The sequence below is a fragment of the Suttonella indologenes genome (genome assembly GCF_900460215.1).
GTDB lineage: Bacteria > Pseudomonadota > Gammaproteobacteria > Cardiobacteriales > Cardiobacteriaceae > Suttonella > Suttonella indologenes.
This window is the reverse complement of the sequence record NZ_UHIA01000004.1, coordinates 102582-124734: the sequence shown is the minus strand read 5'-3', so window position 1 is coordinate 124734 and position 22153 is coordinate 102582. Positions and strand designations below refer to the sequence as shown.

General features: G+C 43.8%; 38 protein-coding genes. All 38 read right to left on the bottom strand.

The window, feature by feature from the left end:
• Window positions 1–6 precede the first annotated feature (6 nt).
• The 38 genes from rlmH to rpsL all read right to left on the bottom strand — a co-directional run bounded on the left by rlmH (window position 7) and on the right by rpsL (window position 22107).
• Entirely contained in the window at window positions 7–477 is a 471-nt protein-coding gene (gene rlmH, locus DYC63_RS04590) for a 23S rRNA (pseudouridine(1915)-N(3))-methyltransferase RlmH (protein ID WP_115218166.1), read from the bottom strand.
• A complete protein-coding gene (locus DYC63_RS04585) occupies window positions 477–989 on the bottom strand; it encodes a tetratricopeptide repeat protein (protein ID WP_172459418.1) in 513 nt (170 codons plus the stop codon). Before DYC63_RS04585 ends, rlmH begins: the two co-directional genes overlap by 1 nt.
• Window positions 980–1669 (bottom strand): tRNA (guanosine(46)-N7)-methyltransferase TrmB, encoded by a 690-nt coding sequence (trmB, locus tag DYC63_RS04580; RefSeq protein WP_115218164.1) that lies wholly within the window; start codon window positions 1667–1669, stop codon window positions 980–982. The genes DYC63_RS04585 and trmB overlap by 10 nt, the downstream gene beginning before the upstream one ends.
• Window positions 1666–2457 carry a GTP cyclohydrolase FolE2 gene (gene folE2 / locus DYC63_RS04575; RefSeq protein WP_115218163.1) on the bottom strand — a complete coding sequence of 264 codons (792 nt, stop codon included), beginning with the start codon at window positions 2455–2457 and terminating at the stop codon, window positions 1666–1668. Before folE2 ends, trmB begins: the two co-directional genes overlap by 4 nt.
• Window positions 2458–2527: 70 nt before the next feature.
• Entirely contained in the window at window positions 2528–3397 is an 870-nt protein-coding gene (locus DYC63_RS04570) for an SDR family NAD(P)-dependent oxidoreductase (RefSeq protein ID WP_115218162.1), read from the bottom strand.
• A 1-nt stretch (window position 3398) separates the two neighbouring features.
• Window positions 3399–4427: a ferrochelatase gene (gene hemH, locus DYC63_RS04565; protein ID WP_115218161.1), complete on the bottom strand. Its 1029-nt coding sequence runs from the start codon at window positions 4425–4427 to the stop codon at window positions 3399–3401.
• Between the two features lie 34 nt (window positions 4428–4461).
• Window positions 4462–4842 (bottom strand): 50S ribosomal protein L17, encoded by a 381-nt coding sequence (gene rplQ, locus DYC63_RS04560; protein ID WP_115218160.1) that lies wholly within the window; start codon window positions 4840–4842, stop codon window positions 4462–4464.
• A 28-nt stretch (window positions 4843–4870) separates the two neighbouring features.
• Complete coding sequence (locus DYC63_RS04555; protein WP_115218159.1) at window positions 4871–5833, bottom strand: DNA-directed RNA polymerase subunit alpha; 963 nt, start codon at window positions 5831–5833, stop codon at window positions 4871–4873.
• 27 nt (window positions 5834–5860) lie between these two features.
• The gene (gene rpsD / locus DYC63_RS04550; protein ID WP_115218158.1) at window positions 5861–6484 is read right to left on the bottom strand and encodes a 30S ribosomal protein S4; all 624 of its coding nucleotides are present in this window, start codon (window positions 6482–6484) and stop codon (window positions 5861–5863) included.
• 17 nt (window positions 6485–6501) lie between these two features.
• Window positions 6502–6900: a 30S ribosomal protein S11 gene (gene rpsK / locus DYC63_RS04545; protein WP_115218157.1), complete on the bottom strand. Its 399-nt coding sequence runs from the start codon at window positions 6898–6900 to the stop codon at window positions 6502–6504.
• A gap of 16 nt (window positions 6901–6916) precedes the next feature.
• A complete protein-coding gene (rpsM, locus tag DYC63_RS04540) occupies window positions 6917–7273 on the bottom strand; it encodes a 30S ribosomal protein S13 (RefSeq protein ID WP_115218156.1) in 357 nt (118 codons plus the stop codon).
• Window positions 7274–7336: 63 nt separating this feature from the next.
• Window positions 7337–7450: a 50S ribosomal protein L36 gene (rpmJ, locus tag DYC63_RS04535; RefSeq protein WP_115218155.1), complete on the bottom strand. Its 114-nt coding sequence runs from the start codon at window positions 7448–7450 to the stop codon at window positions 7337–7339.
• Window positions 7451–7467: 17 nt separating this feature from the next.
• Window positions 7468–8799 carry a preprotein translocase subunit SecY gene (gene secY, locus DYC63_RS04530; RefSeq protein WP_115218154.1) on the bottom strand — a complete coding sequence of 444 codons (1332 nt, stop codon included), beginning with the start codon at window positions 8797–8799 and terminating at the stop codon, window positions 7468–7470.
• A gap of 9 nt (window positions 8800–8808) precedes the next feature.
• On the bottom strand, window positions 8809–9243 hold the full coding sequence (gene rplO, locus DYC63_RS04525) for a 50S ribosomal protein L15 (RefSeq protein ID WP_115218153.1): 435 nt from the start codon (window positions 9241–9243) through the stop codon (window positions 8809–8811).
• A gap of 2 nt (window positions 9244–9245) precedes the next feature.
• Window positions 9246–9428 (bottom strand): 50S ribosomal protein L30, encoded by a 183-nt coding sequence (gene rpmD, locus DYC63_RS04520; RefSeq protein WP_115218152.1) that lies wholly within the window; start codon window positions 9426–9428, stop codon window positions 9246–9248.
• The gene (rpsE, locus tag DYC63_RS04515; protein ID WP_115218151.1) at window positions 9418–9933 is read right to left on the bottom strand and encodes a 30S ribosomal protein S5; all 516 of its coding nucleotides are present in this window, start codon (window positions 9931–9933) and stop codon (window positions 9418–9420) included. Before rpsE ends, rpmD begins: the two co-directional genes overlap by 11 nt.
• A 9-nt stretch (window positions 9934–9942) precedes the next feature.
• Window positions 9943–10299 carry a 50S ribosomal protein L18 gene (gene rplR, locus DYC63_RS04510; protein ID WP_115218150.1) on the bottom strand — a complete coding sequence of 119 codons (357 nt, stop codon included), beginning with the start codon at window positions 10297–10299 and terminating at the stop codon, window positions 9943–9945.
• A gap of 12 nt (window positions 10300–10311) precedes the next feature.
• Window positions 10312–10845 carry a 50S ribosomal protein L6 gene (gene rplF, locus DYC63_RS04505; RefSeq protein ID WP_115218149.1) on the bottom strand — a complete coding sequence of 178 codons (534 nt, stop codon included), beginning with the start codon at window positions 10843–10845 and terminating at the stop codon, window positions 10312–10314.
• 13 nt (window positions 10846–10858) lie between these two features.
• Window positions 10859–11248 carry a 30S ribosomal protein S8 gene (gene rpsH / locus DYC63_RS04500; RefSeq protein WP_115218148.1) on the bottom strand — a complete coding sequence of 130 codons (390 nt, stop codon included), beginning with the start codon at window positions 11246–11248 and terminating at the stop codon, window positions 10859–10861.
• Window positions 11249–11308: 60 nt separating this feature from the next.
• A complete protein-coding gene (rpsN, locus tag DYC63_RS04495; RefSeq protein ID WP_115218147.1) occupies window positions 11309–11617 on the bottom strand; it encodes a 30S ribosomal protein S14 in 309 nt (102 codons plus the stop codon).
• Between the two features lie 6 nt (window positions 11618–11623).
• Window positions 11624–12163, bottom strand: a complete 540-nt coding sequence (gene rplE / locus DYC63_RS04490) for a 50S ribosomal protein L5 (protein WP_115218146.1) — start codon at window positions 12161–12163, stop codon at window positions 11624–11626.
• A 7-nt stretch (window positions 12164–12170) separates the two neighbouring features.
• Window positions 12171–12485, bottom strand: a complete 315-nt coding sequence (gene rplX, locus DYC63_RS04485) for a 50S ribosomal protein L24 (protein ID WP_115218145.1) — start codon at window positions 12483–12485, stop codon at window positions 12171–12173.
• A 9-nt stretch (window positions 12486–12494) separates the two neighbouring features.
• Complete coding sequence (gene rplN, locus DYC63_RS04480) at window positions 12495–12863, bottom strand: 50S ribosomal protein L14 (protein WP_115218144.1); 369 nt, start codon at window positions 12861–12863, stop codon at window positions 12495–12497.
• 9 nt (window positions 12864–12872) lie between these two features.
• Window positions 12873–13136 carry a 30S ribosomal protein S17 gene (gene rpsQ, locus DYC63_RS04475; RefSeq protein WP_115218143.1) on the bottom strand — a complete coding sequence of 88 codons (264 nt, stop codon included), beginning with the start codon at window positions 13134–13136 and terminating at the stop codon, window positions 12873–12875.
• A gap of 3 nt (window positions 13137–13139) precedes the next feature.
• Complete coding sequence (gene rpmC, locus DYC63_RS04470; RefSeq protein WP_115218142.1) at window positions 13140–13334, bottom strand: 50S ribosomal protein L29; 195 nt, start codon at window positions 13332–13334, stop codon at window positions 13140–13142.
• Window positions 13334–13747, bottom strand: coding sequence for a 50S ribosomal protein L16 (rplP, locus tag DYC63_RS04465; RefSeq protein ID WP_115218141.1), 414 nt, complete (start codon window positions 13745–13747; stop codon window positions 13334–13336). The genes rpmC and rplP overlap by 1 nt, the downstream gene beginning before the upstream one ends.
• A gap of 2 nt (window positions 13748–13749) precedes the next feature.
• Complete coding sequence (rpsC, locus tag DYC63_RS04460; RefSeq protein ID WP_115218140.1) at window positions 13750–14481, bottom strand: 30S ribosomal protein S3; 732 nt, start codon at window positions 14479–14481, stop codon at window positions 13750–13752.
• 14 nt (window positions 14482–14495) lie between these two features.
• A complete protein-coding gene (rplV, locus tag DYC63_RS04455; protein ID WP_115218139.1) occupies window positions 14496–14828 on the bottom strand; it encodes a 50S ribosomal protein L22 in 333 nt (110 codons plus the stop codon).
• A gap of 9 nt (window positions 14829–14837) precedes the next feature.
• Window positions 14838–15110, bottom strand: coding sequence for a 30S ribosomal protein S19 (rpsS, locus tag DYC63_RS04450; protein ID WP_115218138.1), 273 nt, complete (start codon window positions 15108–15110; stop codon window positions 14838–14840).
• A 3-nt stretch (window positions 15111–15113) separates the two neighbouring features.
• Complete coding sequence (gene rplB / locus DYC63_RS04445) at window positions 15114–15944, bottom strand: 50S ribosomal protein L2 (protein ID WP_115218137.1); 831 nt, start codon at window positions 15942–15944, stop codon at window positions 15114–15116.
• Window positions 15945–15954: 10 nt separating this feature from the next.
• Window positions 15955–16254, bottom strand: a complete 300-nt coding sequence (rplW, locus tag DYC63_RS04440; RefSeq protein WP_172459417.1) for a 50S ribosomal protein L23 — start codon at window positions 16252–16254, stop codon at window positions 15955–15957.
• Entirely contained in the window at window positions 16251–16859 is a 609-nt protein-coding gene (gene rplD / locus DYC63_RS04435; RefSeq protein WP_115218135.1) for a 50S ribosomal protein L4, read from the bottom strand. Before rplD ends, rplW begins: the two co-directional genes overlap by 4 nt.
• Before the next feature lie 8 nt (window positions 16860–16867).
• Entirely contained in the window at window positions 16868–17506 is a 639-nt protein-coding gene (gene rplC, locus DYC63_RS04430; RefSeq protein ID WP_115218134.1) for a 50S ribosomal protein L3, read from the bottom strand.
• An 81-nt stretch (window positions 17507–17587) separates the two neighbouring features.
• On the bottom strand, window positions 17588–17902 hold the full coding sequence (gene rpsJ / locus DYC63_RS04425) for a 30S ribosomal protein S10 (protein WP_115219467.1): 315 nt from the start codon (window positions 17900–17902) through the stop codon (window positions 17588–17590).
• 5 nt (window positions 17903–17907) lie between these two features.
• Complete coding sequence (tuf, locus tag DYC63_RS04420) at window positions 17908–19098, bottom strand: elongation factor Tu (protein WP_115218122.1); 1191 nt, start codon at window positions 19096–19098, stop codon at window positions 17908–17910.
• A gap of 20 nt (window positions 19099–19118) precedes the next feature.
• Window positions 19119–21215 carry an elongation factor G gene (fusA, locus tag DYC63_RS04415; protein ID WP_115218133.1) on the bottom strand — a complete coding sequence of 699 codons (2097 nt, stop codon included), beginning with the start codon at window positions 21213–21215 and terminating at the stop codon, window positions 19119–19121.
• Between the two features lie 28 nt (window positions 21216–21243).
• Window positions 21244–21714 carry a 30S ribosomal protein S7 gene (gene rpsG, locus DYC63_RS04410; RefSeq protein WP_115218132.1) on the bottom strand — a complete coding sequence of 157 codons (471 nt, stop codon included), beginning with the start codon at window positions 21712–21714 and terminating at the stop codon, window positions 21244–21246.
• 18 nt (window positions 21715–21732) lie between these two features.
• Window positions 21733–22107 (bottom strand): 30S ribosomal protein S12, encoded by a 375-nt coding sequence (rpsL, locus tag DYC63_RS04405; protein ID WP_115218131.1) that lies wholly within the window; start codon window positions 22105–22107, stop codon window positions 21733–21735.
• Window positions 22108–22153: the final 46 nt, after the last annotated feature.

Sequence of the window (22153 nt, the reverse complement as noted above, 5' to 3'; positions counted from 1 at the left end):
TCCAAATTAGGCGCGGTGATAGGGGTGATTTTGATTGATAGACCAAGCACGATACAGGGCTTCCGCTACAATAATGCGCACCAAAGGATGCGGCAACGTCAGCTTGCCTAATGACCAACTTTCATTGGCTTTGGCTTTTACCGCTTCGCTCAATCCTTCCGGGCCGCCGATCACAAGCGCCAGATGCCGCGCTTGTTGCTGCCATAGCTGCAAACGTTCGGCAAGCGCTTCGCTGCTATGGACTTTGCCCGGAATGTCTAATGTGACGATGTAATCCGCCTGCGCAAGAGTTTGCAAAATTTGCTCGTCTTCTTTTTGCCTTGCGGCGGCTATTTGGTTTTTATCGCTGCGTTTTTGCAGAGGAATTTCTTTGAGTTGCAGACTGACGCCGCCTTTAAGGCGTTCGGCATAATCCTGATAGCCTGCTTCCACCCAAGCAGGCATTTTATGACCGACAGCGATAAGTGTGATGAGCATTATTGCTGCTGCAAATATTGCCGGGCAGGCGGAAATCCTTGCGCGGCGGCTTTTTGGATATAGGCTTTGCCGTTTTTTGCATTAGCGACAACGCCGTCGCCGCGCATCAGCATAATGCCGTAATTAAATTGGGCGGCGGCATCGCCATTGTCCGCCAAAGCTTGCATCCATGGTGCTGCTTGCTGCGCTTGTCCTGTGGACAAATAATACATGGCTAAATCGTATTGCGCAGGCGGATAACCTGCTTGCGCGGATTGCTGCAACCATTGCAAGGCGGCTTGCTGATTGACCGCCGTGCCGTCGCCGTTGCCGTAAGCGACGGATAAATTATAGGCGGCAACCGGATCGCCTGTTTGCGCGGCTTTGTTCAGATGATTAAAGGCTTTCACGGCATCGCCCTGCTGATGCGCTTGAGCCGCCGCCTGCAATTCCGCCTGCGCATTTTGCGCTTGTGCGCTCATGCAGGCGAAGCCTGCCAATAAGATTGCAAGCAGATGAGTTCTTAATTGCATGATGTCTCCTCTTTTTGATAGCGTAAATCCCAAACGTCGTGTCCTTTGCCGATGCCGCGCCGTTCGAATTTGGTTTCTGGCCGCCATTCGGGACGGGGTGCAAAATCTTCTCCATCGCCTAAATTATGCCATTTATTATCTTCGCGCAAAATATCGCGCATCCAAAAGGCATAATGCTCCCAATCGGTTGCCAAATGTAATTCTCCGCCTGCACGCAATTTTTTATGCAGCAAATCGGTGAAAGACTGCTGAATGATGCGGCGTTTGTGATGGCGCAATTTCGGCCAAGGATCAGGGAAATAGATTTGCACGCGCATCAGGCTATTATCGGCAATATGGCTTTGCAATATTTGAACGGCATCCGCTCGAATAATGCGCAAATTATCTATGCCCCGCGCCTCTGCGCCCATCATGATGTGTCCGACACCGGGACCGTGCACTTCAATGCCTATAAATCCGAGTTCCGGCGCAGCTTCCGCCATGCTCAATAGCGATTCGCCATTGCCGAATCCGATTTCTAAAACAATATCTTTTCTCAGTGGTTCAAATAAATGGGCTATTTCTATGAGACCCGTATCATCGGCGATGTCAATACCGTAACGCGGCCATAGGGTTTCAAACGCGCGCTCTTGTCCGCTGGTCATCCGCCCTTGACGCAGAACGAAGCTACGGATGCTCATAAACGTTTATCATGTTCAATGATGGCATAGGCTGAGTGATTATGAATCGACTCAAAATTCTCTGAAGACACGCTATAGGATTGAATCCGATCGTCTTCATTCAGCATCAATGCCACATCGCGCACAATGTCTTCGACAAATTTCGGATTTTCGTAGGCATGTTCAGTCACCCATTTTTCATCAGGGCGCTTCAAAGTCGCCCAAATCGGGCAAGAACCGCCTTTTTCGCCCATTCCAATCAATTCCTCAATGGAAAAAGGACGTTCAGGATCGTAAAGTGCAGTGATGATGATATGCGAACGCTGATTATGCGCACCGTAATCGGAAATCTCTTTCGAGCAAGGACAAAGGCTAGTTACCGGCACGGTAACTTCCACATATAATTCGCTATTGCCGACATTGCCGTCTGCCAATAGGCTTACTTCATAATCCATCATGCTTTTGCTGCCGCTGACCGGTGCGGATTTCTCCACAAAATAGGGGAAAGTCAGCGCAAAAGTACCTTCATCCGCCATCAAACGCTGCAGCATTTGCCCGTGCAGTTGCAAAAAATCCGCCACGCTATATTGCGAGGTTTCGTTCAGTATCTGAATAAAGCGCGACATATGCGTGCCTTTTTTATCATGCGGCAGCAGTACGGTCATTTCCGCCGTAGCAACGCTGTGTTGCTGCTTGCTTTCGGCATTGCTAAAAATAATCGGCATACGGATATCACGAATGCCAACGCGCGTAATCGGCAATTGACGGCGATCCGCCGAGCCTTGCACATCAGGAATCATTTCTGTCATTAGAGTTCTCGCTAAAAAATCGGGGTATTATGCGGTGCGGGCTTGCTTCCTGCAAGCCATTAAGCAAATGTTATTCTTGTTCGCTTTTTGCTTTCGCATAGTGATCATTTTCTTTGTTACTGACTTTCAGTACAAAATAGTCAAGCAAAGAAGTGGGTAAGAAACGTTTTGCCAAAGCCATCAACCATGTCAGTTTAGTCACATAGTAACGCGCCTTGGGCTTATCGGATTCAATCGCATGAATCAAGGCTGCCACTACCGCTTCAGGACCTAGCGTAAAAGGTGCAGGCTTATCGCTTTCCAAGCGCTGAATCATTTTCAGATAAGCCAGTTTATGCAAACTTTGCGCCGCATCAATCCAACGCTGGAATTGCAGGAATGAATTGCTACGAAAAGAGGAACTAATCGGTCCCGGTTCAATTAAGCTTACATGAATGCCGCTGCCTTTTAGCTCAAGACGCAAAACATCGCTCAAGCCTTCAATGGCAAATTTGGTTGCCACATAGGCGCCGCGAAAGCGCATCGCCGCAATTCCTAATACAGAGCTATTGTTAACGATACGCCCAAAACCTTGGCGACGCATGATCGGCAAAACCGAAACCGTCAGCTCATGCCAGCCGAGAAGGCAATTGTCCAATTGATAAGCCAAAGCGCTGCGCGATAAATCTTCTACTGCCGCAGGAATGGCAAAAGCACCGTTATTAAACAGGGCGTCAAGGCGACCTTGAGTAAGCTTTAAAGTCCAATCCAATGCCATCGCAATCGAATCAGGAGAAGCCAAATCCAATTGCACCGCATGCAAACCTTGCGCACGCAATTGCTCGACATCACCGGCATCTCGCGCTGTAGCAATTACCAACCAGCCGCGTTCATGTAACATTTCCGCCGCTTTACGCCCAATGCCGCTAGAACAACCTGTAATTAAAATCGAGCGCTGCATATTATTTTCCATGAGCAAAAGCCGGCCAATCTTGGGTATGGCGTAAAACCAAATCATGCAATAAAGCGATATGATCCGCACGGGCATTTAAGGCAGGAATATAGTCATAACGTTCGCCGCCATGATGTAAAAACAGCTCACGATTCCCTTCTGCCATTTCTTCCAAAGTTTCAAGACAATCTGCCGTAAACCCAGGACACATTACCGCCAAACTTTTCACGCCTTCTTTGGCTAATTGTTCAATGGTTTTATCCGCATAGGGCTGCAACCACACTTCTTTACCGAATTGCGATTGAAATACCACCATAAATTGAGAGGCTTGCAAAGACAATTTTTCAGCCACTAAACGTGCCGTTTTCTGACAAAAGCAATGATAGGGATCGCCCTCATGCAAATAACGCTCGGGTACGCCGTGAAAAGAAAAAAGAACTTTTTCAGGCATCTCGTTTGTCTGCAAATATTCCCTTACAGTCTGTGCTAATGCTTCGATATAAGCCGCCTCATCATGCCAATGATGCACAAAACGCCATTCTGGCATATAACGCATTTTCTTAAAAGCATCCGCTACCGCATCAATGACTGTCGCCGTTGTCGCATCACAATATTGCGGATACATCGGCACAATCAACAACTGATTAACACCTTGAGCTTGCAAAGCACGCAATTTACTTTCTATTGAAGGATTACCATAGCGCATCGCATAATCCACAATAATATCTTGACGAGCATAATGCTGATAAAGCAAATCACGCAAAGCATCTGTTTGCGCTTTAGTAATCTCTATAAGAGGTGCGCCTTTATCCGTCCATACTTTGGTATACAAAGCCGCAGATTGCTTCGGGCGCTTCGGCAAAATAAAAGCATACAAAATAAAAAGCCATTGCCAACGCGGCAAATCAATCACGCGCGGATCAGATAAAAACTCGGCAAGATAAGGACGCAGTGCCTTTGCCGTCGGCGCATCAGGCGATCCTAAATTTACTAATAAAACAGCTGATTTAGGAGAAATTGCAGGATGATCTACTTTCATATAAAAAAGCTCTGCCGAAGCAGAGCGTTTTGCATTAGGCCTGAGTATCTTCAACCGGACGGTCAACCAATTCTACGTAAGCCATTGGCGCCTGGTCGCCTGGACGGAAACCGCATTTTAAAATGCGAATATAACCACCCGGGCGCTCTTTATAGCGTGGCGCTAATTCAGCAAATAATTTTTGTACCGCATCACGATCACGCAGACGGGCAAAAGCTAAACGGCGCGCCGCAACCGTATCATTATTTTTTGCATGAGTAATGATAGGCTCTAATACACGGCGTAAATCTTTTGCTTTAGGCAAAGTTGTTTTAATCAACTCATGCTGAATCAAAGATACGCTCATATTTTTAAACATCGCTTCACGATGCGCGCTAGTACGGTTCAATTTACGACCAGCTAATTTATGTCTCATAATTCACTCCAAAATCTGAAAGCCGACATTAATTCTGCGGCCAATTTTCAATATCCATACCAAGCTCTAAACCGCGAGCAGCTAAAACCTCTTTGATTTCATTGAGAGATTTTTTACCTAAATTCGGTGTTTTCAGCAATTCAACTTCCGTACGACGAACTAAATCGCCAATACTGTTGATATTTTCCGCTTTTAAGCAATTAGCAGAACGAACGGTCAATTCCAAATCATCAACAGGACTTAAAAGAACAGGATCAATATGAATTTCTTCCTCTTCTTCCTCGATTACTTCTGTCGACTCAAGCTTAACAAAAACTTTAATTTGATTATGTAAAATCGTTGCCGCTTCACGTATCGCTTGCTCAGGCTCAATTGTGCCGTTTGACTCAATATCAATAATCAATTTATCAAGATTGGTACGTTGTTCAACCCGAGCTTGTTCAACACGATAAGCAATACGGCGTACAGGACTAAATGAAGCATCAAGGTGCAGAACATTTGCTCTCACTGATTCACCATCCTCAGTTTCCTGTGAAACCACGCGATAACCACGTCCTTTTTCAACAACAACCGTCATAGAAAAAGGTTTGTCTTGGGTTAAGTGCGCAATAACATAATCAGGATTTGCAATTTTCACCCCTGCCGGCGCACGAAAATCACCAGCAGTGACAACACCAGCCTTGCTTACGCTCAATTTCATTTCGGCACGTTCTAGATCAGGCATAATCAAAGCCACGCCTTTAAGATTCAGCAAGACATCAATAACGTCTTCCTTAACCCCTTCAATTGCCGAATATTCATGTAAAACACCTTCAATATCACACTCTATAATTGCTGCTCCTTCAATAGAAGAAAGCAATACTCGGCGCAGAGCCGTTCCTAAAGTGTAACCGAATCCGCGTTCCAAAGGCTCAAGCGTAACGCGAGAGGTGTTTGGGCCGATTTCTTTAATTTGAACAATACGAGGAGTCAATAATTCAGATAAAGCCATACCAACACCTTTTTAATAAAACCAAGACTATTTAGAATAAAGCTCAACAACCAACGACTCATTAATATCAGCCGATAGATCAATACGCTCTGGAATGCGCTTGAATTGACCTGTCATTTTAGACACATCAACTTCAATCCAATCAACAAAGCCGCGTTGAGAAGCCAGCTCTAAAGCGCTCTTAATGCGTACTTGATTGCGCGATTTTTCACGTACTGAAATCACATCTTCTGCTTGAACTTGATAAGAAGCGATAGTTACGCGCTTGCCATTAACTTCAATAGCACCATGAGAAACCAACTGACGAGCTTCTGCACGAGTAGCGCCGAATCCCATACGGTAAACCACATTATCTAAACGCTTCTCCAAAATTTGTAACAGATTTTCGCCTGTTGAACCTTTTTGCTGAGCAGCTTTTTTAAAGTAATTACGGAATTGACGTTCTAATACGCCATAAATACGCTTTAACTTTTGCTTTTCACGCAACTGACTACCGTAATCAGATAAGCGACCTCTACGAGCGCCATGCTGACCGGGTGCAGAAGCCATTTTACGAGTTTTTTTCTCCAGCGGGATAATGCCAGATTTTAATTCAAGATCAACGCCCTCACGACGCGCTAATCGACACTTAGGACCAATATATCTAGCCATAAATTACTCCAAAATATTTATACGCGACGTTTTTTAGGCGGACGACAGCCATTGTGCGGAATAGGCGTAACATCCGTAATACTATGAATATTAAACCCGCTTGCGTTCAACGCACGCACAGCCGATTCACGCCCCGGACCCGGACCTTTGATATTTACATCAAGGTTTTGCACTCCATATTCTTTCGCCACTTCGCCAGCACGTTCTGCTGCAACCTGAGCTGCGAAAGGAGTACTTTTACGAGAACCACGGAAACCTGAACCACCGGCAGTTGCCCAAGAAAGCGTGTTACCTTGACCATCTGTGATGGTCACGATTGTGTTGTTAAAAGAAGCATGGACGTGCGCAACGGCGTCCACAACAACACGCTTTGCCTTTTTTCTTACATTTTTCTGTTTACCAGCAGCTTTAGCCATAAATCATCTCTCTTAATTAACGTTTAATTGGACGACGAGGTCCTTTACGAGTACGTGCATTTGTTTTCGTACGTTGTCCACGAACCGGCAGACTACGACGATGACGCAAACCTCTAAAACAACCCAAATCCATCAGACGTTTAATATCCATAGACACTTGACGACGAAGATCGCCTTCAACTGTATATTGTCCAACAGCTTGACGTAACGCATCAATTTCTGCATCAGTCAAATCGCGAATTTTCTTATCCGGCTGAACACCTGTCTCTTTGCAAATTGCCTTTGCACGAGTAGGTCCAATACCGTAAATTGAAGTCAATGCAATTACCGTATGTTTTTGGGTAGGTACATTGATACCGGCAATACGTGCCATATTTACTCCTTAAAAAGAAAGGTGCGAAATTATAATGATCTCGCACCACGAAGTCAAAATAATTTAGCCTTGACGTTGCTTATGACGCTTGTCAGTGCAAATTACACGAACACTACCGTTACGACGGATTACCCGACAGTTACGGCACATTTTTTTAATTGAAGCACTTACTTTCATTTTTACTCCATCGAGTTTTAACGATGATATTGTCCGCCAAATCCGGAAAGATTGGCTTTTTTCATCAAAGATTCATATTGTTTTGACATAATATGAGACTGAACTTGTGACATAAAATCCATAGCGACCACCACAGCAATTAATAATGAAGTCCCGCCAAATAAGAACAAAATTTGCCCTGAAGTGGAACCAATATTCATTAACGAAGGTAAAATACAGACAAATGCCACATATAGCGCCCCTACCAAAGTTAGACGCTCCTGCACCATATCCAAATAATCAGCGGTTTGCTTACCCGGTCTAAATCCTTGGATAAAAGCATTGGAGCGCTTCAAATTATCTGCCAATTCTCTATTTTCAAACATCATAGATGTGTAGAAGAAAGCAAATAAAATAATTAACAATGCAAAAGCAGCAATATATAACCAACCGCCGGGATTTAATCCATTACCTAAATCACTCATATAACGCCCAAAAGCATTATTCATCCCGGAGAACAGGGAGAGCGCAGACACCAAAAGCGTTATAATCGCCGAAGCGAAAATCGCAGGTATGACGCCTGCCATATTAATTTTTAATGGCAAATGCTGACGATCTGTCATCCCACGAGAAGCACCATGCTGTTGTCGCGCATAATGGATCGCAATACGCCGCTGCGCGCGTTCTACAAAAACGATTAAAGCAAAGAGGGCGACAATAACAAGCAAGATTAGAAAAAACTTTCCATAACCGATTTCACCAACTTTAGCTTGGTTAAACAAATTATAAATGCCACTTGGCATATTGACGGCAATACCTGCAAAAATAAGCATAGATATACCATTACCAATTCCGCGTTCGGTAATTTGCTCTCCTAACCACATCATAAACAATGCGCCGGTAGCAAGACCGATCGTCGCTACAAGAAGAAATTGAGCCGCAGGCACTGTAGGCAGCACCATTCCCTGCGCTAAAACTGCTCGAGATATAGCAAAACCTTGAATTAAACCTAAAAACAATGCAAAGAATCGCGTATATTGAGTAATTTTCTTTTGCCCGGTACTTCCTTGCTGACGTAACTCCTTCAGAGGAGGATACATATGCGATAGAAGCTGCATTACGATAGATGCGGTAATATATGGCGCAACACCTAATGCCAAAAGAGAAGCATTAGACAAAGCGCCGCCAGAAAACATATTGAATAGCTGAAATAATGAACTATTACCACTATCAAACATATCTCTAATCATCGCCAAATTTACACCTGGCACAGGAATGTGCGCACCAACTCGATAAATGATTAATGCAACCACCAAAAAAATAAATCTTGAGGTTAATTCCTTATAAGGATTAGCAACGGGCTTTGCCATAAATTACCTTTACTCTTCTACTTTTCCGCCAGCAGCAGAAACTGCATTACTAGCACCTTCACTCAATGTTAATCCCTTAATTGTCACAACTTTATCCAATTTACCATGGAGATAAATTTTGACGTTCTGTGCTTGAACAGGAATAACACCAGCAGCTTTGAGAGCTGATAAATCAATAACTTCCGAATCAATTTTATTCAGTTCCGACAAACGGACTCGAGCAGTTAAATTACGATTTAAACTATTAAAACCACGCTTAGGCAAACGACGTTGCAAAGGCATTTGTCCGCCTTCAAAACCTACTTTATGATAACCGCCTGAACGGGCTTTTTGCCCTTTATGACCTTTACCACTTGTTTTACCTAAACCTGAACCAATACCTCGACCAAGTCTTTTGGCAGAATGCTTAGAGCCTTCGGCAGGCTTTAGAGAATTTAAACGCATTATTAGACTTCCTCTACTTTTAGCAGGTAAGATACTTTATTAATCATGCCCCGATTCTCGGGTGTGTTAATCACTTCACGCGATTGATGCATTTTACGCAATCCCAACCCAGCAACACATTGCTTATGAGATTCTAAACGACCATTAAGGCTTTTAATCAACGTTACTCGCAATTTATTGGACATTTGCTAATACCTCTTCAATAGACTTACCTCGTTTAGCAGCAACATCGGCTGCTGTATTCATAGATTGCAAGCCATTAATGGTCGCACGGATAACATTTCCCGGATTGCGAGTTCCCATACATTTCGCCAATACGTCTTTAACACCTAGTACTTCGAATACAGCACGCATTGCACCGCCGGCAATAATTCCCGTACCTTCAGAAGCAGGTTGCATAAATACACGAGCCGCACCATGTGTCCCAACGACAGCATGTTGCAGAGTATCTTTATGCAGAGAAATTTTCACTAATGATTTTTTGGCTTGATCCATAGCTTTCTGAACAGCAATAGGTACTTCTTTAGCTTTTCCATAACCAAAACCAACACGCCCATTACCATCTCCCACGACAACCAAAGCTGCAAACGCAAATTGGCGCCCACCTTTAACCACTTTGGTCACTCGGTTAACAGCAACCAGCTTTTCCAAAAATTCATTGTCTTGTTGACGTTCTTTTTGTTGAGCCATAGTAACCTCTTAAAATTCCAATCCAGTTTCTCGCGCAGCTTCAGCTAAAGCCTTCACACGACCATGATAGCGAAAACCGCTGCGATCAAAAGCAATCGTCTCAATTCCAAGAGATTTTGCTTTCTCACCAATCAGCCTACCTACTTTAGCAGCTGCTTCAATATTTCCGGTATATTTTAAACCTTCAGCAACAGAAGATTGTAAAGTAGAAACCGTTGCCAAAACGCGCCCATCTTGACCGTTTATAATTTGCGCATACATATGACGAGGTGTTTTATTTACAATCAAACTTGCCTTACCTGAAGCACGAATATTCAAACGGGTACGTTTTCCGCGACGGATTCGATTTATTTTCTTTTGATTCATAATTTCACCCCGTTATTTTTTCTTAGCTTCTTTAATGGCTACATACTCATTTGCATAACGAACACCCTTGCCTTTATAAGGCTCCGGCGGACGGTAAGCACGAATTTTCGCCGCAACTTCACCCACTAATTGTTTATCACTGCCTCTAACCAATATTTCTGTTTGGCTTGGAGTTTCAATAGTAATACCTTGAGGCGCATTAAACTCAACAGGATGAGAAAAACCTAGAGAAAGATTCAATTTTTGACCTTGAACCTGTGCACGATAACCAACACCAATCAATTGTAATTTTTTTTCAAAACCTTGACTAACACCAATTACCATATTATTGACTAATGCACGCATAGTACCCGTCATGGCCCAAGCATCTGCGGATTCTTTGACTGGGCTAAAAGTTAATTGCTCACCTTCTTGCGCAACTTTAGTATAAGGATGAAGGTTCAAAGTCAATTGACCTTTGCTTCCTTTTACAGTTACTTCTTGATTATTAATGCTGATATCAACGCCTTTTGGCAAAGCAACAGGCTGTTTTCCTACTCGTGACATATTACCTCCAAATTTATGCTACAAAGCAGATGACTTCGCCACCAAGACCATCTTTTCGCGCTTGGTGATCGCTCATCATACCTTTGGAGGTAGAAATAATAGCAATTCCTAATCCGCCTTGAATGCGAGGAAGCTCATTTTTACCTTTAAAAATTCGTAAACCCGGACGGCTAATTCTCTTAATCAACTCAATAACAGGCTTTCCCTGATAATATTTTAAATGCACCGTCAACTCTGGCTTTGCATCATTAGAGACTTCAAATAATTGAATATAACCCTCTGATTGCAAAACTTTTGCAATAGCGACTTTTTGCTTAGAAGAAGGCATAGCTACGATTGATCGTCCTATGCGTTGAGCATTACGAATACGCGTCAGCATATCCGCAATTGGATCCATTAACATATTTAACCTCTTTCAGTATCAGATCGATACGATCTTGGAACTTAGATAAAGCTGGTAAAATTACCAGCTCGCTTTTTTAACACCCGGCACTTCGCCACGCATTGCCAATTCCCGTAATTTTATACGAGATAAACCAAATTTACGGTAAACCGCATGCGGACGACCTGTAATACGGCAACGACGTTGCAAACGTGAAGCTGATGCATTACGCGGTTGCTTTTGCAATTTTTCTTGAGCAAGAAGACGCTCTTCTTCCGAATAAGTATCAACTTTACGAATAATCTCTTTTAATTCAGCTCTTTTTGCAGCGTATTTTTGAACCGTTTTAATGCGTTTAGCCTCACGGTTTATCATACTTTGTTTAGCCATAAGCCTTTATCCTTTAAATGGAAAGCCAAAAGCCGCTAATAAAGCTTTAGCTTGTTCATCTGTTTTTGCCGAAGTGGTAAAAGTAATATCCATTCCGCGCATTGCATCTGTTTTTTCAAAGTCAATTTCTGGGAAAATGATATGCTCTTTAACACCAAAGGTATAATTTCCACGTCCATCAAAAGATTTTGCGCTTAAGCCGCGGAAATCTCGAGTACGCGGCAAAGAAACATTAATTAAACGATCTAAAAATTCATACATTTGCTCGCGGCGAAGCGTAACTTTACAGCCTATTGGCCATCCGTCACGAATTTTAAAACCAGCAATTGATTTTTTAGATTTTGTAATTAATGGCTTTTGTCCGGCAATTAACCCTAAATCACGCACAGCATTGTCCATAATTTTTTTATCATTAACCGCTTCGCCAACACCCATATTGATGGTAATTTTCTCCAAACGAGGAACTTCCATCACATTAGCTAACCCCAGCTCTTTTAACAAAGCCGGCGCTAGCTCTTCTTTATATAATTTTTGTAAACGAGCCATATTTTCCTCAGCTTACCTTCGCACCATTAGATTTAAAAACGCGGAATTTTACCCCATCTTCGATTTTAAATCCAACACGATCGCCTTTTCCCGTTTCAGGATTAAACAGCATCACATTTGAAACATGAATAGAGGCATTTTTCTTCACAACACCACCCTCAATGCCCAATTGCGGATTAGGCTTCACATGTTTAGAGACCTGATTAACACCATCAACTATCACACGATCGCCATGTACTGATAAGACCTTACCACGCTTACCTTTATTTTCTGCTTTACCGGCAATCACAATAACTTCATCACCAGTCTGTATACGTTTCATGTTGACTCCTTATAACACTTCAGGGGCAAGAGAAACTATTTTCATAAACTTTTCGCTACGTAATTCACGTGCGATAGGTCCGAAAACACGCGTACCAATTGGCTCTAATTTATTATTCAGCAACACAGCCGCATTGCCATCAAAACGTAATAAAGAACCGTCACGGCGACGCACACCCTTACGTGTACGTACGATCAACGCATTGTATACGTCACCTTTTTTCACACGACCGCGAGGCATAGCTTCTTTCACAGAAACTTTGATAATATCCCCAATACCTGCATAACGGCGGTGAGAACCGCCCAATACTTTAATACATTGTAACTCTTTAGCACCACTGTTATCAGCAACAGAGAGGCGAGATTGCATCTGAATCATGATAACTCCTTAACCTTTTGCTCTTTCGATAATCTCAACCAATCTCCAAGTTTTTGTTTTAGAGATTGGGCGACTTTGCACTATACGAACAGTATCACCAATATTGCATTCATTATTTTCATCATGAGCATGGCATTTCAATGTGCGCTTAATATATTTTCCATAAACCGGATGACGTTCATAACGAACGACACTCACAGTAATAGACTTATCGCCTTTATTGCTTACAACCTGCCCCTGAAGAGTGCGCTGAATAGATTGTTGTTCACTCATCACTTACACCTTGATATTCTGTTGCGTCAACAGTGTTTTAACACGAGCAATATCACGACGCACTTGGCGAATTTGATGTGTTTGCTCCAGTTGTCCACTACCTTTTTGCAATCTCAATTTCAACTGAGCTTGACGCAATTCAATTAATTCTGTGCGCAGCCCATCTACATCTTTTGATTTTAGATCTTCTAAGCTCATTACATCACCTTGCGCGTTTCAAATACTGTCAAAACAGGCAATTTTGCCGCTGCCAAACGAAAAGCCTCACGAGCAAGTTCCTCGCTTACGCCCTCTAACTCATAAAGCACGGTACCAGGCTGAACTTTAGCAACCCAATATTCCACATTACCTTTACCTTTACCTTGACGAACCTCTAATGGTTTATTTGTTACAGGAACATCAGGAAAAATTCGAATCCACATGCGGCCACCACGTTTTACATGGCGATTAATTGCACGACGCGCCGCCTCGATTTGGCGTGCTGTAATACGTCCTCGGGTTGTTGCTTTTAACCCGAACTCACCGAAGCTTACTGAATTACCAGACTGAGCCGTACCACGGTTACGACCTTTCTGCTGTTTTCTGAATTTAGTACGTTTTGGTTGTAACATTGTTATTCACCTTTCTCTTTATTACGGCGAGCACGCTGTTTAGCTGGGCGACGATTGCGTTTGTCATCTGCATTTTCACGAGGAGCAACTTCTGCCGCATCTACACCATTAAGATTTTCCCCTTTGAAAATCCATACCTTCACGCCAATGACGCCATATGTTGTATTCGCTTCCGCCAAACCATAGTCGATATCAGCACGAAGCGTATGAAGCGGCACACGTCCTTCGCGATACCATTCGGTACGTGCAATTTCAGCACCATTTAAACGTCCGGAAATAGCAACTTTAATACCCGAAGCGCCTAAACGCATAGTAGAAGCGACCGCTCGTTTCATAGCACGGCGGAACATAACCCGACGCTCTAATTGCTGAGCAATGCCTTCAGCTACTAAATAAGCATCTAATTCAGGACGACGAATTTCTTCAATGTTAATGGAAGCCGGAACACCTAAAATTTTACTGACTTCTTTCTTTAAAATCTCAATATCTTCACCTTTTTTACCGATGACAATACCGGGACGAGCAGTAAAAATTGTGATTTGAGCGCCATTGCGAGGGCGTTCAATCTGAATTTTACTCACAGAAGCTTGAGCTAATTTTTTACGAATATATTCACGAACTTCAAAATCTTTTTCTAAATAATCCGCATAATCACGTCCCTCTGCATACCATTTTGATACCCAGTCTTTTGAGACTCCTAAGCGGAAACCGATTGGATGTACTTTTTGACCCATAAAATTTTCCTTTCTTAGCGCTCTTGAACGCGAATAAAAATATTACTTGTGCGTTTAGTGATACGATTTCCACGTCCTTTAGCACGAGCAGTGAAGCGTTTCATACTCATTCCTTCACCCACTTGTATTTCAGCGACATGTAATTCGTCAATATCTGCGCCTTCATTATTTTCTGCATTAGCAATAGCTGAATTCAACAATTTCAAAATAATTGCAGCTGCTTTTTTATTGCTAAAAGTCAATATTTCCACTGCTTCTTCAACATGTTTGCCACGTATTTGATCCGCCACTAAGCGCGCTTTTTGAGCAGAAATTCGGGCAGCGCGTAATTTTGCTGTAGATTGCATTTTTTACTCCTATTTGCCTTTTTTATCTGCTGCATGACCACGATAGTTACGAGTAGGTGCAAACTCACCAAGCTTGTGACCAATCATATCTTCACTCACTAACACAGGAACATGCTGTTTTCCATTATGAATAGCAAAAGTCAAACCAATCATTTCCGGGGTAATCATCGAACGACGAGACCAAGTTTTAATCGGTTTTTTACTTTTATTAGCAACCGCCTCATCAACTTTTTTTGCTAAATGCAGGTCAATGAAGAAGCCTTTTTTCAATGAACGTGCCATATTTTAGCCTCTCTTCTTACGACGTTGGACGATCAACTTATCAGTACGCTTATTGGTGCGCGTTTTCTTACCTTTAGTTGGCTGACCCCATGGACTCACAGGATGACGACCACCTGAAGTACGTCCTTCACCACCACCATGAGGATGGTCAACCGGGTTCATAACGACACCACGAACAGTCGGACGAATACCGCGCCAACGTTTGGCACCGGCTTTACCTAATGAACGCAAACTATGTTCATGATTACTTGCTTCGCCTAAGACAGCTCTACAATCAGCCAAAACTTTGCGGCGTTCACCTGATTTCAAACGTAAAGTTACATATTTACCTTCACGAGCAACCAATTGAGCAGAGGCTCCGGCACTACGCGCTAATTGAGCACCTTTCCCCGGTTTCATCTCTACGCAAAAAACTACTGAACCAACCGGAATATTGCGCAACGGCAAACAATTTCCTGTTTTAATCGCCGCATCATCGCCGCTACGTAACTGATCACCTGCTTTCATGCCACGCGCAGCAATAATATAGCGACGCCCTCCATCAGCATATTTAAGCAGAGCAATATGTGCGGTACGATTTGGATCGTATTCTAGACGCTCAACAACAGCATCAACACCATCTTTTTGACGTTTAAAATCAATAATACGATATTTTTGCGCATGACCGCCACCACGGTGACGAGTCGTAATACGACCGGCATTATTGCGCCCACTGCCACGAGTTTGTTTTTCAACCAAGGCAGCAAAGGGCTGTCCTTTATGCAACTCTGGACGAGTAACATTTACGACAAAGCGCCGACCAGCAGAAGTAGGTTTATGTTTAATAATAGCCATTAGTTACCCCTTAACTTTGCTCCGATAACAATGCTTCCATATCGACAGACTTATCAAGACTCACATAAGCCTTTTTAAAATCTTTTCGACTTCCCATACGGGCACGGAAACGCTTTGCCTTACCTTTTATAACAACTGTATTTACCGCAATCACTTTGACTTCAAGTAAAGACTCCACAGCTGCACGAATTTCCTCCTTAGTAGCTGTCTTTTCTACTTTGAATGCGAGTTGATTAACAGTCGCCAAGCCAGAAGTTTTTTCGGTTACATGCGCCGCCTGAATAATTTGCAACAATCTTTCTTGTTTCATGACAACCACTCATTCATTGCTTCCAGCGAAGCTTTATCAACAACAACATGCTCATGACGCAATAACAATGCAGGATCTATGGCCTTAACATCTATAACGGTTACTTTTGTTATATTGCGAGCACTGAGATACACAGACGGTTCAACATTAGCCAATATTAATAAAACATCTTGCCCAACATTCATTGCATTCAATTTAGCAAGGAATTCTTTTGTTTTAGTTTCATTTAAAACAAATGCATCAACTACACTCAAACGCTCTTGACGATGCAATTCCGACAATATTGAACAAATTGCAGCACGATACATTTTTCGATTAACTTTCTTCTCAAAATCTCGTGGTTTAGCAGCAAAAGTAACGCCACCTTTACGCCAAATTGGAGAGCGGATAGAGCCCGCACGCGCACGACCCGTACCTTTTTGCTTCCAAGGTTTTGCACCCCCGCCAGATACTTCGGAACGCGTCTTTTGCGCTTTCGTACCAGAACGAGAGCCAGCCAAGAAAGAAGTTACAACTTGATGCACTAAGGCTTCATTAAAATCCGCAGCAAAAATCTTATCCGCCACAGAAACAGTTCCAGAACCATTTTTAAATTGCAATTCCATACTATCTCCTATCCTTTCACTGATGGGCGAATAGTGACATAAGCACCTTTGCTACCAGGAACGGCGCCTTTAATCAGAATCAAATTACGTTCTGCATCAATACGTGCAATTTCAAGATTCTGAACGCTGCGCATCACATTCCCCATATGCCCTGACATTTTTTTACCTTTAAATACACGCCCTGGTGTTTGGTTCTGCCCGATGGAGCCTGGAACGCGATGTGAAAGAGAGTTACCATGCGAGTTACGCTGCCCTCTAAAATTATGACGCTTAATCGTACCGGCAAAACCTTTACCAATACTACGAGCGCGCACATCAACCTTTTGCCCTTCAGCAAACAAAGAGAGCTCAACTGTTGCGCCAAGAGAATATGTTGCAACTTCTTCTTCGCTCAATCTAAACTCTTTGGTAAGCAAACCAACGGCAATATTTGCTTTTGCAAAATGACCAGCCAATGCTTTATTAGCTTTATTTGCTTTACGTTCACCAATAGACACCTGTACAGCCGTATAACCATCATTCTCCAGCGTTTTAATTTGGGAAATCACATTAGGCTGAACTTCGATAACGGTTACTGCGCTAGCAGAACCATCCGAATCAAATATTCGGGTCATTCCTATTTTTTGACCCACCAAACCCATTGTCATAAATAATCCTCAGTAAATGAAAAAGGCGAGAGGAGGGCGGGTAACCCTCTTCGCCTTCAAACTAACGAAAGGTGCGCGATTTTACTGCAATTCAATCTTAACGTCAACACCTGCAGCCAAATCAAGCTTCATCAACGCATCTACAGTTTTGTCTGTAGGGTCAATGATATCCATAATCCGTTTATGAGTACGCAACTCATATTGGTCTCTAGCATCTTTATTAACATGCGGAGAAATCAATACGGTATAGATTTCTTTTTTTACCGGCAAGGGCACAGGACCTTTTACCTGCGCCCCGGCACGCTTAGCCGTTTCTACAATCTGCTTGGCAGAAGAATCTATCAAGCGATGATCATAGGACTTTAATCGAATACGAATTTTTTGTGTACTTGCCATTGTCATTACTCAATAATTTTCGCCACAACACCGGCACCAACTGTACGGCCGCCCTCACGAATCGCAAAACGCAAGCCTTCGTCCATCGCAATTGGATGAATCAGTTGAACTTCGATTTTTACGTTATCTCCGGGCATGACCATTTCTGTGCCTTCAGGAAGGATACATTCGCCTGTTACGTCCGTGGTACGGAAGTAGAATTGAGGACGGTAGCCTTTTAAGAATGGGGTATGACGTCCACCTTCTTCTTTAGAGAGCACGTATACTTCGGCTTCAAATTTGGTGTGCGGGGTAATAGTACCCGGTTTTGCCAATACTTGTCCGCGTTCGATGTCTTCACGTTTGGTACCACGCAATAGTACGCCAACGTTGTCGCCCGCTTGTCCTTGATCTAGGAGTTTGCGGAACATTTCTACACCTGTACAGGTGGTTTTTGCTGTTGGACGCAGTCCTACGATTTCAAGTTCGTCGCCTACTTTAACGATACCGCGCTCTACACGTCCGGTTACTACGGTGCCGCGTCCTGAGATTGAGAAGACGTCTTCGATTGGCAGCAGGAATGGTTTGTCGATGTCTCGTTCCGGCTCCGGGATGTAGCTGTCCAGTGCTTCAACGAGTTTTTCGATTGCCGGAACGCCGATGTCCGAGGTATCGCCTTCCAGAGCTTTCAGTGCCGAGCCCACAATGATTGGGGTGTCGTCACCGGGGAAGTCGTAGTCCGATAAGAGTTCACGAACTTCCATTTCAACGAGCTCAAGCAGTTCCGCATCGTCAACCATGTCAGCTTTATTCAGGAATACGACGATGTATGGTACGCCTACTTGGCGAGACAGAAGGATGTGCTCGCGAGTTTGCGGCATCGGACCGTCTGCCGCCGAACATACGAGGATTGCGCCGTCCATTTGTGCCGCACCGGTGATCATGTTTTTCACATAGTCGGCGTGTCCCGGGCAGTCTACGTGTGCGTAGTGACGGGTTGGGGATTCGTATTCTACGTGTGCAGTAGAGATGGTAATACCGCGAGCGCGTTCTTCAGGCGCACCGTCAATTTGGTCGTAGGCTTTGAATTGCCCGCCAAAACGGTCTGCACCCACTTTGGTCAATGCCGCTGTCAGCGTCGTTTTACCATGGTCTACGTGACCGATCGTGCCCACGTTTACGTGGGGCTTCGTACGTTCAAATTTCTCTTTTGACATATTTTTTCTCCGTCAAGGAATTAAGATTTACTTTTAATGACTTCTTCAACGACGTTATTCGGCGCTTCATTATAGCAATCGAATTCCATCGAGTAATTTGCACGACCCTGACTCAATGAGCGCAGAGAAGTTGCATAACCAAACATATTTGCCAAAGGCACTTGAGCACGGATGATTTTGCCTGTTGACTCTTCATCCATACCTTGAATCAAACCGCGACGACTGTTCAAATCCCCGATCACATCGCCCATATAATCTTCTGGGGTCGAGACTTCTACCTTCATCATCGGCTCAAGCAAGACAGGCTTAGCTTTGCGAGCCCCTTGCTTAAACCCTTCTGCAGCAGCAAGTTTAAATGCCATCTCAGATGAGTCAACCTCATGGTAAGAACCGTCAAACAAGGTAACTTTAACATCTACTAATGGATAACCTGCCAAGACACCATTTTGCATTTGCTCTTGAACACCTTTATCAACTGCCGGAATATATTCTTTAGGAACCACACCGCCAACAATTGCCGAGACAAATTCATAACCGAAGCCCGGCTCTTGAGGTTCAATACGCAACCACACATGACCAAACTGACCGCGACCGCCTGATTGACGTACGAATTTACCCTCTTGCTCAACAGATTCGCGGATTGTTTCGCGATAAGCCACTTGAGGAGCACCAACGTTTGCTTCAACTTTAAACTCACGTTTCATGCGGTCAACAATAATCTCAAGATGCAGTTCGCCCATACCGGAGATAATGGTCTGCCCTGTTTCTTCATCTGTATGCACACGGAATGAAGGATCTTCTTGCGCCAACTTACCTAAAGCCATACCCATTTTTTCTTGGTCAGCTTTTGTCTTAGGCTCGACCGCAACCGAAATAACAGGCTCGGGGAATTCCATGCGCTCTAAAATAATCGGCTTATTCACATCACATAAAGTCTCACCCGTGACCACATCTTTCAAACCGATACAAGCCGCGATATCTCCTGCCAAGACTTCTTTAATCTCTTCACGAGTATTAGCGTGCATTTGCACCATACGCCCGATACGCTCTTTTTTATCTTTTACAGAATTCAGAACAGTTGAACCGGCTTCTAAAACACCTGAATAGCAACGAATAAAGGTTAGCGTTCCAACAAAAGGATCGGTTGCAATCTTAAATGCCAGAGCAGAGAAAGGCGCTTCATCACTTGATTCGCGCGAATCTGTTCCCTCCGTATTCGGGTCAACACCCTGAATAGCCGGCACATCAACCGGACTTGGCAATAACTCAATCACCTTATCCAACATTGCTTGCACGCCTTTATTTTTGAAAGACGAACCGCATACTACAGGAATAATCTCATTGGCAATCGTGCGCTCACGCAAACCGCGAACAATTTCTTCTTCGCTTAACTCGCCCTCTTCCAAATACTTATTCATCAATTCTTCATTTGCTTCCGCTGCCGCTTCTACCAATTGCTCACGCAATTTTGTCGCCTGCTCAAGCAGATCAGCAGGAACATCGGCATATTCAAATGATGTACCTTTATTATCTTCATTCCAGATAATTTCTTTCATCTTGATAAGGTCAACAACACCTTTAAAGGTATCTTCCGCCCCTACAGGAATCTGTAAAGGAACCGGATTAGCTTTCAAACGGTCGCGCATTTGCTCAACAACACGCAGGAAGTTTGCTCCGGTGCGATCCATTTTATTGACATAAGCAATACGCGGCACGCGGTATTTATTTGCTTGACGCCACACAGTTTCCGTTTGCGGCTGCACGCCACCAACAGAACAAAGCACCAAACAAGCACCGTCTAACACACGCAATGAACGCTCTACTTCAATGGTAAAGTCAACGTGCCCCGGGGTGTCAATAATATTAATACGGTGACGAGGGAATTGCTTTGCCATTCCTTCCCAGAAGCAAGTCGTTGCCGCAGAAGTAATTGTAATACCACGCTCCTGCTCCTGCTCCATCCAGTCCATTGTCGCTGCACCTTCGTGCACTTCGCCTAATTTATGCGAAACACCAGTATAGAAAAGGATACGCTCAGTAGTTGTTGTTTTACCTGCATCAATATGCGCCATGATACCTAGATTGCGGTATCGTTCAATTACGGTTTCACGTGCCACGTAAAATCTCCAAATTTAAAAGGTTGGATTACCAACGGAAGTGAGCAAAGGCTTTGTTTGCTTCTGCCATGCGGTGCGTATCATCACGCTTCTTAACGGCTGCGCCGCGCTCTTCAATCGCCTCAACCAACTCGTGAGCCAAACGCTCTGCCATTGATTTTTCATTACGTTTACGAGCCGCATCAATCAACCAACGCATTGCCAATGCATTTTGACGCACCGGACGCACTTCAACCGGCACTTGATAAGTGGCGCCGCCTACGCGACGAGATTTTACCTCTACCGCCGGACGAACTTTCTCCAAAGCCTCTTCAAGCACATCTACCGGCTGCATTTGTTTCTTCTCGGCAGCAGCTTCTAATGCTTTGTAAACAACGCTTTCCGCAACCGATTTTTTACCGCTTACCATCAGCATGTTTACAAATTTAGCAACAACGATATTCCCGAATTTCGGATCGGGCAAAATGTGGCGCACAGGCGCACGTACTCTTCTTGACATGTTTTCTTTTCCTAGAAATTATGATTTAGGACGCTTGGTGCCGTATTTTGAACGACCTTGTTTGCGATCCTTAACACCTGCTGTATCCAATGCACCGCGCACGATGTGATAACGCACACCCGGCAAATCTTTTACACGCCCGCCTCGAATAAGCACTAAGCTGTGCTCTTGTAGGTTATGACCTTCACCGCCGATATAGGCAGTTACTTCATACTTGTTAGTTAAACGCGTACGCGCAACCTTACGCATAGCTGAGTTAGGCTTTTTAGGTGTTGTAGTATAAACACGGGTACATACACCGCGTTTTTGAGGGCATCCCTGCAATGCAGGGACATTTGTTTTATCAACTTGCTTGACGCGCGGTTTGCGCACCAATTGGTTAATAGTTGCCATATTTTTTATTCTCCAAAGCGTTAATATCTTAAAAACAATTCGCTAA

Coding starts and splice junctions, on each gene's coding strand:
- rpsK (WP_115218157.1), bottom strand. CDS start 6,900: ATGGCTAAAGCTGCTGGTAAACAGAAAAATGTAAGAAAAAAGGCAAAG.
- secY (WP_115218154.1), bottom strand. CDS start 8,799: ATGGCAAAGCCCGTTGCTAATCCTTATAAGGAATTAACCTCAAGATTT.
- rpsN (WP_115218147.1), bottom strand. CDS start 11,617: ATGGCTAAACAAAGTATGATAAACCGTGAGGCTAAACGCATTAAAACG.
- folE2 (WP_115218163.1), bottom strand. CDS start 2,457: ATGACAGAAATGATTCCTGATGTGCAAGGCTCGGCGGATCGCCGTCAA.
- DYC63_RS04555 (WP_115218159.1), bottom strand. CDS start 5,833: ATGGCTTTATCTGAATTATTGACTCCTCGTATTGTTCAAATTAAAGAA.
- tuf (WP_115218122.1), bottom strand. CDS start 19,098: ATGTCAAAAGAGAAATTTGAACGTACGAAGCCCCACGTAAACGTGGGC.
- rpmD (WP_115218152.1), bottom strand. CDS start 9,428: ATGTCCAATAAATTGCGAGTAACGTTGATTAAAAGCCTTAATGGTCGT.
- rpsC (WP_115218140.1), bottom strand. CDS start 14,481: ATGGGTCAAAAAGTACATCCAATCGGTTTCCGCTTAGGAGTCTCAAAA.
- rplV (WP_115218139.1), bottom strand. CDS start 14,828: ATGCAATCTACAGCAAAATTACGCGCTGCCCGAATTTCTGCTCAAAAA.
- rplQ (WP_115218160.1), bottom strand. CDS start 4,842: ATGAGACATAAATTAGCTGGTCGTAAATTGAACCGTACTAGCGCGCAT.
- DYC63_RS04570 (WP_115218162.1), bottom strand. CDS start 3,397: ATGCAGCGCTCGATTTTAATTACAGGTTGTTCTAGCGGCATTGGGCGT.
- rplB (WP_115218137.1), bottom strand. CDS start 15,944: ATGGCTATTATTAAACATAAACCTACTTCTGCTGGTCGGCGCTTTGTC.
- rplN (WP_115218144.1), bottom strand. CDS start 12,863: ATGATTCAGATGCAATCTCGCCTCTCTGTTGCTGATAACAGTGGTGCT.
- rplD (WP_115218135.1), bottom strand. CDS start 16,859: ATGGAATTGCAATTTAAAAATGGTTCTGGAACTGTTTCTGTGGCGGAT.
- rplX (WP_115218145.1), bottom strand. CDS start 12,485: ATGAAACGTATACAGACTGGTGATGAAGTTATTGTGATTGCCGGTAAA.
- rpsM (WP_115218156.1), bottom strand. CDS start 7,273: ATGGCACGTATTGCCGGTATCAATGTACCTACCCAAAAACATACGGTA.
- rpsG (WP_115218132.1), bottom strand. CDS start 21,714: ATGTCAAGAAGAGTACGTGCGCCTGTGCGCCACATTTTGCCCGATCCG.
- rpmJ (WP_115218155.1), bottom strand. CDS start 7,450: ATGAAAGTAAGTGCTTCAATTAAAAAAATGTGCCGTAACTGTCGGGTA.
- rpsS (WP_115218138.1), bottom strand. CDS start 15,110: ATGGCACGTTCATTGAAAAAAGGCTTCTTCATTGACCTGCATTTAGCA.
- rpsQ (WP_115218143.1), bottom strand. CDS start 13,136: ATGAGTGAACAACAATCTATTCAGCGCACTCTTCAGGGGCAGGTTGTA.
- rpsD (WP_115218158.1), bottom strand. CDS start 6,484: ATGGCTAGATATATTGGTCCTAAGTGTCGATTAGCGCGTCGTGAGGGC.
- rlmH (WP_115218166.1), bottom strand. CDS start 477: ATGCTCATCACACTTATCGCTGTCGGTCATAAAATGCCTGCTTGGGTG.
- rplO (WP_115218153.1), bottom strand. CDS start 9,243: ATGCGTTTAAATTCTCTAAAGCCTGCCGAAGGCTCTAAGCATTCTGCC.
- DYC63_RS04585 (WP_172459418.1), bottom strand. CDS start 989: ATGCAATTAAGAACTCATCTGCTTGCAATCTTATTGGCAGGCTTCGCC.
- rplC (WP_115218134.1), bottom strand. CDS start 17,506: ATGACAATGGGTTTGGTGGGTCAAAAAATAGGAATGACCCGAATATTT.
- trmB (WP_115218164.1), bottom strand. CDS start 1,669: ATGAGCATCCGTAGCTTCGTTCTGCGTCAAGGGCGGATGACCAGCGGA.
- rpsE (WP_115218151.1), bottom strand. CDS start 9,933: ATGGCTCAACAAAAAGAACGTCAACAAGACAATGAATTTTTGGAAAAG.
- hemH (WP_115218161.1), bottom strand. CDS start 4,427: ATGAAAGTAGATCATCCTGCAATTTCTCCTAAATCAGCTGTTTTATTA.
- rpsL (WP_115218131.1), bottom strand. CDS start 22,107: ATGGCAACTATTAACCAATTGGTGCGCAAACCGCGCGTCAAGCAAGTT.
- rplP (WP_115218141.1), bottom strand. CDS start 13,747: ATGTTACAACCAAAACGTACTAAATTCAGAAAACAGCAGAAAGGTCGT.
- rplR (WP_115218150.1), bottom strand. CDS start 10,299: ATGAATCAAAAGAAAATAAATCGAATCCGTCGCGGAAAACGTACCCGT.
- rplW (WP_172459417.1), bottom strand. CDS start 16,254: ATGAAACAAGAAAGATTGTTGCAAATTATTCAGGCGGCGCATGTAACC.
- rpsH (WP_115218148.1), bottom strand. CDS start 11,248: ATGTTAATGGATCCAATTGCGGATATGCTGACGCGTATTCGTAATGCT.
- rpmC (WP_115218142.1), bottom strand. CDS start 13,334: ATGAGCTTAGAAGATCTAAAATCAAAAGATGTAGATGGGCTGCGCACA.
- rplE (WP_115218146.1), bottom strand. CDS start 12,163: ATGGCTCGTTTACAAAAATTATATAAAGAAGAGCTAGCGCCGGCTTTG.
- rplF (WP_115218149.1), bottom strand. CDS start 10,845: ATGTCACGAGTAGGAAAACAGCCTGTTGCTTTGCCAAAAGGCGTTGAT.
- rpsJ (WP_115219467.1), bottom strand. CDS start 17,902: ATGGCAAGTACACAAAAAATTCGTATTCGATTAAAGTCCTATGATCAT.